This is a genomic window from Halomonas sp. YLB-10, assembly GCF_003856855.1.
Classification (GTDB): Bacteria; Pseudomonadota; Gammaproteobacteria; order Pseudomonadales; family Halomonadaceae; genus Halomonas; species Halomonas litopenaei.
In genome coordinates this window covers 659,702-672,340 of the sequence record NZ_RRCU01000001.1, presented here as the reverse complement: position 1 = coordinate 672,340, position 12,639 = coordinate 659,702, and the positions used below count along the sequence as shown (strand labels likewise).

Genomic DNA, 12,639 nt, shown 5'->3' with positions numbered 1-12,639 from the left:
AGGGAGGCGTGGACTGGCTCAGGCGCTGTCGGCGCCGTCACGCAGGCGATCGATCTCGGCCAGGTTGGCCACACGTTCGCTGACGTCCTTCTGGACGCCGATGAAGTAGACCAGCTCGTCACTCTCGTCCAACACCGGGGTCAGTGACAGCTCGTTGTAGAACAGGGTGCCGTCCTTCTTGTAGTTGCGCAGAACTTCGCGGCAGGGGCGCAACTCCTTCAAGGCCTTGCGTACGACGTCGAGGGCCGGCTGGTCGGTATCGTCGTTCTGCAGAAAGCGGCAGTCGCGGTAGAGGATCTCGTCCGCGCTGTAGCCGGTCAGGCGCTCGAAGCCCTGATTCACGTAGATCAGGATATGCTCGTCGCCTTCCTTCTCTGCCACCACGATCCCGTCTTCCGAGGCGTTGACGATGCGTTCGAGCAGTTCCGGGGCGATCATGTTCGGTCGTGTCATGGGACGTCCTGTTGCGGGCTTGGCGTTACACCCTTGTTGCCTGGTAATCAGGGGCCGGGGATTCAGGGGCCAGGATGTGCACCAAACCGGTAGTCTCTCGTAGACGGTTTGTGCGCAACCTCGGGATGTAATGATGGCTCTAATCGGCAAAATTTGATGCTAAGCATGGCCAGAGGGCGAGATTAAATCAATGGTCCGCTAAGGAAACGCTGCATAAATTGCTGCGCTCGACATCTCGACCGCCGGCGGTACTCAGGCTCCTCATTTAACCCATGTAAACTCGAAACCTTGCGTTCCGGCGGTAACCGACCTGTCATCGCTCGCGACATTTCTTCAGCGCTTCCTGTCGTCTTTGCTGTGGCGGTAGTGTGGAGCGGACGCTGAGGCTGCCCTTGCGTCACTCTACCTCCGGCAGGCGCAGCGCGCTGAGGGCGGCCAGGGCGGCGGTGGCGGCCAGCACCAGCAACAGCGGGCCGGCGCCGAGCCATTGCGCCAGAGCACCGATCACGGCGCCGACGATCAGCATCAGCACGCCAGTGATGGTGTTGGACAGGGCCACATAGAGGGCACGATTGTCGGCGCCGGCCATGTCGACGATGTAGGTCTTGCGACCGAGGCGAATGCCCGAGTGGACGATGACCAGCAGCGCGTAGACCAGGGCGTAGGGCCAGACACTTGCGCTCATCGACTCGGGCAACCAGGCCAGCGATGCCCCCAGCAGGCAGCACAGGGTGGTACCGATGGCACCGTCGCGCATCACCGTTTTGCTGGAGGCATCCGAACGCTTGCCCCAGATGGGGCTGGCGACCATGCCGGCGACCCCGGACACCACGATCAGAAGTCCCAGTCCGCCAAGTTCGGTGCCGCCGTTGTCCTGGGCCATCAGCGCGACATAGGGCAACGCCAGGGCGCTGGACAGCAACAGGGCGCGGGTCAGATTGAAGTTACGAAAGGCGGCGTCGTCGCGCATCAGGGCGAGGCCGGTCTTGACCGAATCCCAGGCGTTGGCGCCGCCGTCGGTGGCGCCTTCCGCTTCTTCGATGGCGGCGGCGCATAGCGCATTGAGGGTCCATCCCAGCGCCGCCACGCCAAGCAGCACCGCCAGGGCGAGCTCGCCGGGGCGGTCGTCGAACAGCACCAGCACCGCACCGGCGGCCAGGGTCACGGCGCCCGCCACGCTGCCGCTCCAGCCCATCAGGGTCCCGCGACGTTGCTTGGAGATGGTCTTGCCGAGCACGTCCTTGGTGGCGATGGACGACAGCCCCCGGGCCAGCGACAGGGCGACCAGGGCCAGCAGTACCAGGCCGCCGCCAACACCGCCGGAACCGATCAGGGCAAGAACCGACAGCGCCGCGGCGGCCAGCGCCTGAAGCAATCCACCGACCACCCAGACGCCCTTGCGCCGGGGTTTCAGGCGGATAAATCCGGCCACGAACAGTTGGGGCAGCAGGGCGCCGGCCTCCCGAATCGGCACCAGCAGGCCGACCATCCAGGTCGGCGCGCCGATGGCGCCCAGTAGCCAGGGCAGGACCAGACGGGCGCTGGAGAGTTCGTCGGCGAGCTTGTTGCCGAGCGACGCCAGCAGATGCAGGAAGAAGTTGCGCGGCTGCTCATCGCAGGCGCTGTCCGGGATGTCCTTGCACAGGCGACTGTCCTCGTCGCCGGTGAGCCACTCGTAAAGTCGCGTCTGGGTTTCGCCACTGGCCATGGAGGCTGTCCTGACTGTTATGATCGAGGTTTGAGGGAATACGGTGTACACGCTGCCTTGCAGTGCGTCGCCGGTGTTTCCACCTACGTGCTGGAACAGGGAGGCTGAACGTGGCACGCATTCGGATTATCTACTGTACGCAATGTCAGTGGCTCTTGCGTAGTGGCTGGTATGCCCAGGAGCTGCTCTCGACCTTCGGCGAGGATCTCGAGGAGGTGACGCTGGTGCCTTCCCACGGCGGACATTTCGAGATCCGGCTGGATGACGAGACGCTGTGGGAGCGCAAGCGAGATGGCGGCTTTCCCGACGTCAAGACGCTCAAGCAACGGGTCCGCGACGGCATCGCTCCCGAGCGCGATCTGGGCCATCTGGACCGTTGAACAGCGCCGATGGTCATCCTGTGTTGACGGTCTGAACGTGGGCGCGATGGCGTCATCCTGATTGGCCGCGTCGCTGATTGGCGTGGCCATGGCCCGCTGCTCCTTGCCCTCATCTTTACCCCAGGGAATGTCATGACAACTGATCAACAGGCCATGGCCTTCGGCCTTGGCGCCGTGGCGTTGTGGTCCACGGTGGCCACCGCCTTCAAGCTGGCGCTTGCCCATATGAGCCCGCTGGAGCTGATGTGGCTGGCGGCGCTGGTGTCCTGGGCGCTGATGAGCGTGCTGATGCTGCGGCGCGGACAGCTGCATCAGGCACTTCGTCGCGGCTGGCGCACCGCTGTGTGGGCCGGGCTGATGAACCCGGTGGCCTACTACCTTGTGCTGTTTGCGGCCTATGACCGGTTGCCCGGACAGGAGGCCATGGCGCTCAACTACACCTGGGCGCTGGCCATGGCCCTGCTGGCGGTGCCGATCCTCAAGCAGCGGTTGACGCCGATGGACGTGGTGGCCGGCCTGGTGGCCTACGCCGGGGTCTGGGTCATCGCCACCCGTGGCCAGGTTTTTGACGTGGCCTTCGCCGATCCTCTGGGCGTCGCACTGGCGCTGGTGTCGACGCTGATCTGGGCGTTGTACTGGCTGTTCAATGCCCGCGACCGGCGTCCGCCGCTGGTCGCCCAGTGGCAGAACTTCAGCGTCGGGGTGCCGGTGCTGACGCTGCTGATGGTGCTGGGTCCAGGCTTTCAGTGGCACGGAAGTGCCGCCCTGGGCGCGGGCATCTATGTCGGACTGTTCGAGATGGGCGTCGCTTTTGTGCTATGGCAGGCGGCGATGCAGCGGGTGTCGCGCACCGCCAAGGTCTCCAACCTTATCTTTCTGTCACCACCGGTGTCGCTGATGCTGCTCTACCTAGTGGTGGGCGAGCCGATACTCCCCTCGACCCTGATCGGATTGGTGCTGATCCTGCTGGGGCTTGGGCTGCAGCAGTGGCAGAAGGCGCCGGCTCACGTCGAGCCATCCTCCTCGTAGGGGCCCGCGGAGCGCCTCAGGAGGCGCTCGCTTGCTCGCTGCTTTCTTCGCTCGCGCTGCTGGTCGAGGCAGCTTCGGTTCCCTCTGATTCTTCGGTCTCGTCCAGCAGGGGCGCAAGGCTCGGCCAGACGTTGTCGAGCAGCCTCGGCTGGGCTTCGGCGGTGGGGTGGATGCCGTCGTCCTGCATCAGCTCCGGGTCCAGCGCCACGCCTTCGAGCAGGAAGGGCACCAGCGGCACCTCATGGGTGTCGGCCAGTTCTCGAAAGACCCCGGTGAAGGCCTGACGGTAGGCGTCGCCGTAATTCGGGGGAATATCGATACCCAGCAGCAGCACCTGGGCGCCGGCGGCCTGGCTCTTTTCGATCATGCCTTCGAGGTTTGCCGACATCTGGCTCGGCGGAAGGCCCCTGAGTCCATCATTGCCGCCCAGCTCCAGCAGAACGATGTCCGGGTCGTGCTGTCGGAGGAGTTCAGGGAGACGGGTGGCGCCCCCGCCAGTGGTTTCGCCGCTGATGCTGGCATTGACCACCTCGGCGCGGTGCGCCACTCGCTCGGCCAGCAACGCCACCCAGCCGGCGTCCCGTTCGATGCCGTAAGCGGCGCTCAAGCTGTCGCCCACTACCAGCAAGGTCGGCGGGGCTGTGTCAGACTGGGCCCAGACCGACCCCGGCACAAGGGCGGTCAAGACGCAGGCCATCATCAGCGTCTTCAGCATCCGCCTGGCGGGCGTTGCCCGGCGATCCTGCGCTCGTCTTCCTGACGTCGTGGCATCAGCAGCGCCGAAGCGCGAGGCTCCAGAAAAAAACCGCCGTGCCGCCCCAAACGTCCAAGTCCCAGGGAATGCCATCACCATGTCGCTGTCTCCTTCCGAGAATACCGTCCCGACCACCGTGCTGCGCGCGCGAGGCCTGTCCAAGCGGGTCGCCAGCGGAACGCGGGAACTGACCATCCTGCGCGAGCTTGAGCTCGACGTACAGTCCGGCGAGAGCGTCGCCATCCTCGGCCAGAGCGGTGCCGGCAAGTCGACCCTGCTGGCGCTGCTGGCCGGTCTCGATACGCCGAGCGCCGGCGAGCTTGCGATGTTCGGTACATCGCTTGCCGAGCTAGACGAGGACGGTCGCGCGGCGCTGAGAAACACCCGAGTGGGCTTCGTGTTTCAGAACTTCCAGTTGCTGCCGACCCTGACGGCGCTGGAAAACGTGCTGCTGCCGACCGAGCTGTCGACCCTTGCCAACCGTGAGGCCCGTGCCACCGACTGGCTCGGTCGAGTGGGGTTGGGCGAGCGCCTGGATCACCTGCCCAAGCAGCTGTCCGGCGGTGAACAGCAACGGGTGGCGCTGGCGCGGGCCTTTGTCACAGGCCCCGAGCTGGTGTTTGCCGATGAACCGACCGGCAATCTCGACCCGGACACCGGGGAGCGCATCATTCAGACCCTGTTCGAGCTCAACCGTTCCGAGGGCACCACCCTGGTGCTGGTTACCCACGACCACGCCCTGGCGAGGCGCTGCGATCGGTGTCTGCGCCTGGCCGACGGCCAGCTCACCGAGGTGACATCCAAGCTTCCAGCCGAGGCGCCAGACGCCCAGCGGGAGGCCTCGGCATGAGTGAGCGAAGCTCCACGGCGAAGGGCCAATTGGGACGTCAGCTGGTGATGGCGGCGCGCTCTCTGCGGCGCGATCTTCGTGCGGGTGATGTACGCGCCTTGCTGGTGGCGCTGACCCTGGCGGTGGCCGCCTCGACCATGATGGGGTTCTTTCTCGACCGGCTGGAACGTGGCCTGACCCGTCAGGCCAGTCAGATGATGGGCGGCGATGTGGTGCTGGAGCAGTCCGATCCCTTCGCTCAGGAGATCCGGGAGCGTCTGGAAGGCGCCGGCATGCGCCTGAGCGACCAGGTCGACCTGGTCTCCATGGCCAGTCGCGATGGCGCCTTTCAGCCGGTCAGCATCAAGGCGGTGGATGAAGACTATCCACTCTACGGCGTGTCCCGGGTCGACCAGGGCGCCGGTGTCGAGGAGCTCGCCAGTGGCCCTGCGCCAGGCGAGGTGTGGCTGGCGCCGAGGCTCGAGACGCTGCTGGACATCGAACTCGGCGATAGTCTGACGCTCGGCAGGGGCGAGTTCCAGGTGACCGGCTGGATCGAGCGGGAGGCCGACCAGTCAGCCGGCTTCGGCAGCTTCAACCCGCGGGTGATGATGCACGTCGACGACGTCGAGGCGACCGGGCTGATCCAGCCCGGTTCGCGCATCGAGTTCGAGATCCTTGCGGCCGGCTCGCCCCAGGCGGTGGAGACGCTGTCGCCCTGGCTCGCCCGCCTGCGCGCCGACGGCGTCGAAGTACGTGACGTGCGCGAGGACCGGCCGCGGCTGGGCTCGGCGCTGGAGCGAGCCGAGACCTACCTGAGCCTGGCCGGTCTAGCCGCCGTGCTGCTGGCCGGGGTGGCGGTGGCCATGGCGACGCGGCGCTACGTCGATCGCCATCTGGATACCGCCGCGCTACTGCGCTGCTTCGGCGCGTCCCAGCGGGACCTGGCGCGTATCTTTACCTTCCAGCTGGCCGGTCTGGCGCTGGTGGCCTCGCTGATCGGCGCGCTTCTGGGGCTGGCGGGGCAGGCGTTGCTGCTGGGCTTGATGCAGCGTTTTCTGCCGCTGGAGCTGCCGCCCCCCGGAGCCTTGCCGTTGTGGCTCGGCGTGCTGACGGCACTGGCCGTGCTGGCCGGCTTTGCCGGGCCGACCCTGCTGCGCTTGAAGCGGGTTAGCGCACTCAAGGTACTGCGCCGGGAGCTGGACCCTTTGCCCGCCTCCGGCTGGTCGCTGCTGCTGGCGGCGGCGCTGGCCTTCGGTGCTCTGCTTTGGCTGTACTCCGGCAGCCTGGGGCTGGCGGCGGGGCTCTTGGCCGGCGGCATGGTGGCGCTGGGCGTACTGTGGGGCCTGGCGGGCTTGATCCTCGATGGACTGTTGCGTCTGGCCGCGCGGCTCGACGGTGGCGCTCCCGCGGGCCTGCGCGGGTCGTTGCGTCTGGGAGCGCGGCAACTGGCGCGCCGTCGCAACGCCAGCCTGGGGCAGATGCTGGCGTTCGCGGTGACCTTCTTCGCCATGACCATGATCGCCCTGGTGCGGGGCGATCTGTTGACCACCTGGCAGGCGCAGTTACCCGAGGACACACCCAATCACTTCGCGATCAATATCCAGCCCGGCGAGCGCGACGACTTCGAGCAGCGGCTCGAGGCCATCGCCGAGGCCAGCAGTGATCTCTACCCCATGGTCCGCGGGCGTATCACCGCGATCAACGGCCAGCCGCCGAGGCAGGCCGTGCCCCCCGAGGCGAGGGGAGAAAACGCCCTGCGCCGGGAGCTCAACCTGACCTGGCGGGAGGACCTGCCGAGCGGCAATCGTCTGGTGGCCGGCGAATGGTTTACCTCGCGCGCCGAGGCCGGCGGCTGGCTCGACGAGGTGGACGCCCAGCCGTCCTCGGCGCCCGCAGGCGATGACGTCGCCGAGACGGCGCCGATCTCCATGGAACGAGAACTGGCAGAACGTCTGGGGCTGGCGCTGGGGGATCGTTTAAGTTTCACCATCGGCGCCGACACCCTGGTCGGTGAGATCACCAGTCTCCGCGACCTCGATTGGGACAGCTTCAAGCCCAACTTTTACGTGATCTTCCCGCCTGGTGTGCTGGAACGCTACGGCCATAGCTACATCACCGCCTTCTATCTGGAGCAGCAGCAGAAGCGCGAACTGGGGAGCCTGGTCCAGGCCTTCCCGGGGGTGACGCTGCTCGACGTGGATGCCCTGCTGGGGCAGGTCCGTGAGGTGCTGGGGCACGTGACCCGGGCGGTGGAAGTGGTGCTGGCCTTCGTGCTGCTGGCCGGGGTCAGTGTGCTCTACGCCGCGTTGATCGCCAGTCAGCCGGTACGTGCCCACGAAAGCGGCTTGTTGCGCGTCTTTGGCGCAGGTTCCCGTCTGCTCGCGCGGGTGCAGTGGGCTGAATTTGCCGTTCTGGGACTGGCCAGCGGCCTGATGGCGGCGCTGCTGGCGGAGGTCGCCACGGCCGCGTTATATCTGCTGTGGCTGGATCTGCCGCCGCGGGTGCATCCCTGGGTCTGGCTGCTGGTCCCGACGCTCGGCGCTGTGGTACTGGGCTTGGTAGGGCATCTGTTGTCCCGGGGCATTCGGCGCCAGGCGCCGGCGGCGAGCCTGGGGCTGCTGGGCGAGGCCTGAAAGGCGAATCATGGCATGAAAGGGTGAATCGCCTCACGAAACGCGAAGCGCCTCATGCAAAGCGATGCGCCTCATGCAAAGCGATGCGCCTTATGCAAAGCGAAGCGCCTTATGAACAGGGAAGTGCGTCATGAAGGAGCGACGATGACCAGGACCAAGGTGGCAAAGGGAAAGAAGCGGGGCTCAACCAGCAACGCCTCTCGCAAGAGCGCCTCCGGCAAGACCATGTCCGCCGAGGAGTGTCAGCGGTTTCGCCTGCTGTCGGCCCAGCTGGAATTGGCCCAGCGAGCGGATCGGGCAGTGGTAGTGCTGGTGGCCGGCCACGCCGCCACCGGCAAGGGCGAGCTGATCAACCTGCTCAACCACTGGCTGGAGAACCGGTTGACCGAGGTGCACGCCCTGGTGCCCGGCGACGAGGAGCGCCGACGACCTTACTGGTGGCGATTCTGGCGGCGTCTTCCAGGGCGTGGCCGGCTCGGGGTGTTCGTCCATGGCTGGGTCGGCGATGCGGTGCTGGCGCGGGCCTCCCGCGCCTTGGGTGAGGGCGCCTACAATGACCGCATCGAACAGATGCGTCAGTTCGAGGCGGAGCTTGCCGCCGACGGAGTTCGCCTGGTCAAGCTGTGGCTGCAGATCGATGCAGACACCCAGCGACAACGACTCGAGGCCTGGGCCGCCGACCCGGCCAGTCGCTGGCAGGTCACCGACGAAAAGTGGCGCCGCCACGCCCAGCATGGCCTGCTCGATGAGCTTGCCCGCGACCTGCGTGCGCGCACCCACTGTCGCCACAGTCCCTGGATCGAGCTCGACGCGAGCCCCGGCAACGACCTGCTGCCCCAGGTGGCCGAAGTCCTCGAGAAGGTCATGGCAAGCCCTGTCCCGGCCCTCGAGCGCCCCGAGACTCCCCCACTGAATGCCATCGCTCCCCCTCGGCTCGACGCCCTCGAGCATGACGACCCGCCCCCCCGACTCAAGAAGCGCGACTACAGCGAGCGCCTGGCCGACGCCCAGGCCAGGCTGGCCCAGCTGGCGCGCAGTGCCGCGCGCCAGGGAGTGCCGTTGGTGGTGGTGTTCGAGGGCCATGACGCTGCCGGCAAGGGCGGCGGCATCCATCGCCTGACCTCGGCGATGGATGCACGTCAGTACCGTGTGCATCAGATCGCTGCGCCCACCGAGGAGGAGCGCCTGCACCCGTGGCAGTGGCGCTTCTGGCATCGTCTGCCCCGCGATGGCCGGGTGGCGATCTTCGACCGCTCCTGGTATGGCCGGGTGCTGGTGGAACGGGTCGAAGGCCTCGCCGATGAGCGGGACTGGCGACGCGGCTTTGAAGAGATTCGCCAGTTCGAGGCGCGCCTGCTCGAGCACGGCACCGTGCTGGTCAAGCTGTTCCTGGCCATCGACAAGGACGAGCAGCTCGAGCGTTTCGAAGCCCGGGCCGAGACTCCTCACAAGCGGCACAAGCTCACCGACGAGGATTGGCGCAACCGCGAGCGCTGGGACGACTACCAGCAGGCCATCGACGAGATGTTCGCGGAAACTCATGCCCCTGGCGGCGAGTGGGTGCTGATCGACGCCAACGACAAGCGTCGGGCGCGCCTGGCGGTGATCGAGGAGGTGAGTCGGCGGTTGTCGGCGCGCCTGCCGCTGGATTGAGTGACCGATGTCCTGTCAACACTGCTGAAGGCCTGTCGACGGGTTCGTTCAGGCGCTACAGTGAAGGCTGACACAACTGCCGTATCGGCAAAGATCGTTGGCGTTTGCCAGGTTCTATTTTCACACCGGAGGTGAAAGTTCATGAAGTGCCGTCTGTCTTCCCGCCACGCCGTCCCTTTCGTGGCGCTGCTTTCTCTGGGGGCGAGCGTCGCCCAGGCCGACGCCGAACGTCTCGAGGCTGACCTGCGTGCGGCCCTGGAGCGTGAAGGTACCCTCGAGATCGGCGAGGTATCCGATGAGCTGCTCGGCAGCACCACCAGTGCCGAGAACCTGACCCTGACCGGCGACAGCGGCGAACGCCTGACCATCGCGCGCTACCTGGTCGAGGGCGACTACGACGCGCCGGAAGAAGTGGTGCTCGAGGACATCGAGCTGGTCGACCGGGGCGCCAGCATGCTGCTTGAGCGGCTGGTGTTCGAGGAGCCCGGCCAGCCTGTGCTCGATCTGCGTGATCTGCCCTGGGATGAAGACAACCCGCTGGCCGGGATTAGCCTGGAAGGACTGGTGATGGATCAGCGCCAGGGCAAGGTGGGGGCTGACCTTCCCTGGGGCGACTATCCCGGACGCATCGAGATCCAGAGCCTGGGCGCCAGCGACGTCAGCGCCGATGCCATCGGCAGCCTGACGCTGACCGGGATGAGCGGCTCCAGCGACAACTTCGAGGAGCTCGGGGCCGGAACCTTCTCGCTGCCGTCACTCAGTCTGACCGGCCTCAAGGGGCTTGCGAGCGACGCGCCCACGGTGGACGCCCTCGAGCTCGAGGACCTCGAGATCGCCACCGATCGCCTGGTGGCAAGCCTTGAGCATCTGGTGGCCGACGGCGACATGAACGACGGCGAGTACAGCGGGCGCATGGACAACCTGACGGTGGATCTGGCCAGGATGATCGAGCTGGCGCCGGTGGACGAGCGCACCCAGCTACGCCTGGTCAGCAACGTGCTGACCGATGGCTCCGGACAGCTCACCCTGGACGCCGACATGGACGGTACCTGGGAGGCCAGCGGTGCCAATGGCCAGGTGGCCAGCCGTTTCGAGATGACCGCAGCCGATGCCTTCCGCCTCGGCTTCGACAGTGACCTGCCGGTAAACCTGCCCAAGGGCCAGGACCCTGCGGCCTACTTTGCCGGCCTCGAGGACTGGACCGAGCTGGACACCCAGGGCGGCGACGTCTCGCTCAGGCTCAGCGATCTGGGCGTGTTCGGGCGTATCGCACCGGTGGTGGCAGCGACCCAGGGGGTGTCCGAAGACGCCCTGCTCGAACAGCTCAGGACCCAGTCCGAAGGCTTCGGCATCATGATGGGACCGCAGATCGGCGCGGTGCTCACGGGGCTGGTGCAGATGATGGCCGGCGAGGCCAGCGAGATGTCGATCGACCTCAGCCTGCCACCCAGCCGACAGCTCCAGAAGCTGGCCCAGGACCCGCTGGGGCTGCCCCAGGCGTTGTCCATGGAAGTCACGATGGACTAGGGCTTGGCCGAAGGGTCGTGGCGCCCGCCGGCGTTTCGGGCTGAGCCTGGAAAAGAGCGCCCGGTGGACCACGCTTCAGTCTGACTGAAGCCAAGATGAGAAATCATGCAGCAGCCCATGACGGTCTTTCATGTGAAAGCGGTCATGGGCTGCGCTATGATGGCGGCCCGCTTTTCGCGATTGCCCCTTGAATCCCCCGCTGCGAGGTTATGCCGCCGATGTTCAGCCGTGATATGCAGATTGCCGGTTTCGATGATGCCCTGTTCGATGCGATGCAGAAGGAAGTCGCCCGTCAGGAGGCTCACATCGAGCTGATTGCCTCCGAAAACTACGCCAGCCCCCGGGTGATGGAAGCCCAGGGTAGCCAGCTGACCAACAAGTACGCGGAAGGCTATCCCGGCAAGCGTTACTACGGTGGCTGCGAGTACGTCGACGTGGTCGAGCAGCTGGCCATCGACTATGCCAAGGAGCTGTTTGGCGCGAGCTACGCCAACGTCCAGCCGCACTCCGGCTCCCAGGCCAACGGCGCGGTCTTCCAGGCCCTGGTCAAGCCCGGTGACACCGTGCTGGGCATGAGCCTCGACGCCGGCGGTCACCTGACCCACGGCGCCCGCCCGAACTTCTCCGGCAAGCACTACAATGCCGTGCAGTACGGCATCGACGAGTCCGGCCGCATCGACTACGACGAGGTGGCCCGCCTGGCCCGCGAGCACCAGCCGAAGATGATCATCGCCGGTTTCTCCGCCTACTCCCAGATCATCGACTGGGCACGCTTCCGCGAGATCGCCGACGAGGTGGGTGCCTTCCTGCTGGTGGACATGGCCCACGTGGCCGGCCTGGTTGCCGCCGGTGTCTACCCGAATCCGCTGCCCCACGCCCATGTGGTCACCACCACCACCCATAAGACCCTGCGCGGTCCGCGTGGTGGTCTGATCCTGTCCGCCGAGAACGACGCCGACATCGAGAAGAAGCTGCAGTCTGCGGTCTTCCCCGGTGGCCAGGGCGGCCCGCTCGAGCACGTCATCGCGGCCAAGGCGATCTGCTTCAAGGAGGCCATGGCGCCCGAGTTCAAGACCTACCAGCAGCAGGTGGTCAAGAACGCCCAGACCATGGCCAAGGTATTTATCGAGCGTGGCTACGACGTGGTCTCCGGCGGCACCGAGGATCACCTCTTCCTGCTGTCGCTGATCAAGCAGGGCCTGACCGGCAAGGACGCGGACGCGGCCCTGGGTCGTGCCCACATCACCGTCAACAAGAACGCCGTGCCCGGTGATCCGCAGAGCCCCTTCGTGACCTCTGGCCTGCGTATCGGCACCCCGGCGGTCACCACCCGTGGTTTCGGCGAGAGCGAGTGCGGTGATCTGGCTGGCTGGATTTGCGACATCCTCGACGCCATGGCCAAGGGCGAGTCCACCGAGGCCATCGAGGCCGAGGTCAAGGCCAAGGTGGAAGAAGTCTGCGCCCGCCTGCCGGTCTATGGCTGAGAGCCCGGCGGGGTGACCCGTCCGCCTGAGGCCACCAAAGACACCCCCGAGAGCCCCGCTCTCGGGGGTGTCGTCGTTCTGGGGCTGTGTGCTTGCAGCGGGGCGTCGGCAGTCGATGCACCATTGTGGTGCCTTATCCTGCACCGGACACGGCCGCGGCCGCCCCGGACCTGACGGGGCCTCGTT

Annotated in this window: 10 protein-coding genes; 7 read left to right on the top strand and 3 right to left on the bottom strand. The window is 66.4% G+C overall.

The features are described from left to right. Positions 1 to 18: 18 nt before the first annotated feature. The gene (locus tag EBB56_RS02695; RefSeq protein WP_108131386.1) at positions 19 to 453 is read right to left on the bottom strand and encodes a PAS domain-containing protein; all 435 of its coding nucleotides are present in this window, start codon (positions 451 to 453) and stop codon (positions 19 to 21) included. 397 nt (positions 454 to 850) lie between these two features. After that, entirely contained in the window at positions 851 to 2,161 is a 1,311-nt protein-coding gene (locus EBB56_RS02690) for an MFS transporter (protein WP_108448146.1), read from the bottom strand. A gap of 110 nt (positions 2,162 to 2,271) precedes the next feature. Between EBB56_RS02690 and EBB56_RS02685 the strand changes: the two genes are divergently transcribed. Beyond that, complete coding sequence (locus EBB56_RS02685; protein WP_045991043.1) at positions 2,272 to 2,541, top strand: SelT/SelW/SelH family protein; 270 nt, start codon at positions 2,272 to 2,274, stop codon at positions 2,539 to 2,541. A 132-nt stretch (positions 2,542 to 2,673) separates the two neighbouring features. After that, on the top strand, positions 2,674 to 3,570 hold the full coding sequence (locus EBB56_RS02680; protein WP_124802678.1) for a DMT family transporter: 897 nt from the start codon (positions 2,674 to 2,676) through the stop codon (positions 3,568 to 3,570). Positions 3,571 to 3,586: 16 nt separating this feature from the next. Here EBB56_RS02680 and EBB56_RS02675 read toward each other — a convergent pair whose 3' ends face one another. Then, positions 3,587 to 4,285, bottom strand: coding sequence for an arylesterase (locus EBB56_RS02675; protein WP_221621128.1), 699 nt, complete (start codon positions 4,283 to 4,285; stop codon positions 3,587 to 3,589). A 136-nt stretch (positions 4,286 to 4,421) separates the two neighbouring features. On the opposite strand from EBB56_RS02675, the gene EBB56_RS02670 reads away from it, so the two are divergent. From EBB56_RS02670 to glyA, 5 genes are all read left to right on the top strand, one after another. Next, complete coding sequence (locus EBB56_RS02670) at positions 4,422 to 5,174, top strand: ABC transporter ATP-binding protein (RefSeq protein ID WP_108448147.1); 753 nt, start codon at positions 4,422 to 4,424, stop codon at positions 5,172 to 5,174. Then, positions 5,171 to 7,789, top strand: a complete 2,619-nt coding sequence (locus EBB56_RS02665; protein WP_260425269.1) for an ABC transporter permease — start codon at positions 5,171 to 5,173, stop codon at positions 7,787 to 7,789. The genes EBB56_RS02670 and EBB56_RS02665 overlap by 4 nt, the downstream gene beginning before the upstream one ends. A gap of 144 nt (positions 7,790 to 7,933) precedes the next feature. Next, positions 7,934 to 9,442 carry a polyphosphate:AMP phosphotransferase gene (locus EBB56_RS02660; RefSeq protein WP_181248569.1) on the top strand — a complete coding sequence of 503 codons (1,509 nt, stop codon included), beginning with the start codon at positions 7,934 to 7,936 and terminating at the stop codon, positions 9,440 to 9,442. Positions 9,443 to 9,583: 141 nt separating this feature from the next. Continuing rightward, positions 9,584 to 10,969 (top strand): hypothetical protein, encoded by a 1,386-nt coding sequence (locus EBB56_RS02655; RefSeq protein WP_124802676.1) that lies wholly within the window; start codon positions 9,584 to 9,586, stop codon positions 10,967 to 10,969. Between the two features lie 218 nt (positions 10,970 to 11,187). Then, positions 11,188 to 12,453: a serine hydroxymethyltransferase gene (gene glyA, locus EBB56_RS02650; protein ID WP_124802674.1), complete on the top strand. Its 1,266-nt coding sequence runs from the start codon at positions 11,188 to 11,190 to the stop codon at positions 12,451 to 12,453. Positions 12,454 to 12,639 lie beyond the last annotated feature (186 nt).

Bases quoted from the DNA above. Each gene is read 5' to 3' on its own strand.
- EBB56_RS02695 (WP_108131386.1), bottom strand. From the start codon at position 453: ATGACACGACCGAACATGATCGCCCCGGAACTGCTCGAACGCATCGTC.
- EBB56_RS02665 (WP_260425269.1), top strand. From the start codon at position 5,171: ATGAGTGAGCGAAGCTCCACGGCGAAGGGCCAATTGGGACGTCAGCTG.
- EBB56_RS02670 (WP_108448147.1), top strand. From the start codon at position 4,422: ATGTCGCTGTCTCCTTCCGAGAATACCGTCCCGACCACCGTGCTGCGC.
- EBB56_RS02675 (WP_221621128.1), bottom strand. From the start codon at position 4,285: ATGCTGAAGACGCTGATGATGGCCTGCGTCTTGACCGCCCTTGTGCCG.
- EBB56_RS02660 (WP_181248569.1), top strand. From the start codon at position 7,934: ATGACCAGGACCAAGGTGGCAAAGGGAAAGAAGCGGGGCTCAACCAGC.
- EBB56_RS02680 (WP_124802678.1), top strand. From the start codon at position 2,674: ATGACAACTGATCAACAGGCCATGGCCTTCGGCCTTGGCGCCGTGGCG.
- EBB56_RS02690 (WP_108448146.1), bottom strand. From the start codon at position 2,161: ATGGCCAGTGGCGAAACCCAGACGCGACTTTACGAGTGGCTCACCGGC.
- EBB56_RS02655 (WP_124802676.1), top strand. From the start codon at position 9,584: ATGAAGTGCCGTCTGTCTTCCCGCCACGCCGTCCCTTTCGTGGCGCTG.
- glyA (WP_124802674.1), top strand. From the start codon at position 11,188: ATGTTCAGCCGTGATATGCAGATTGCCGGTTTCGATGATGCCCTGTTC.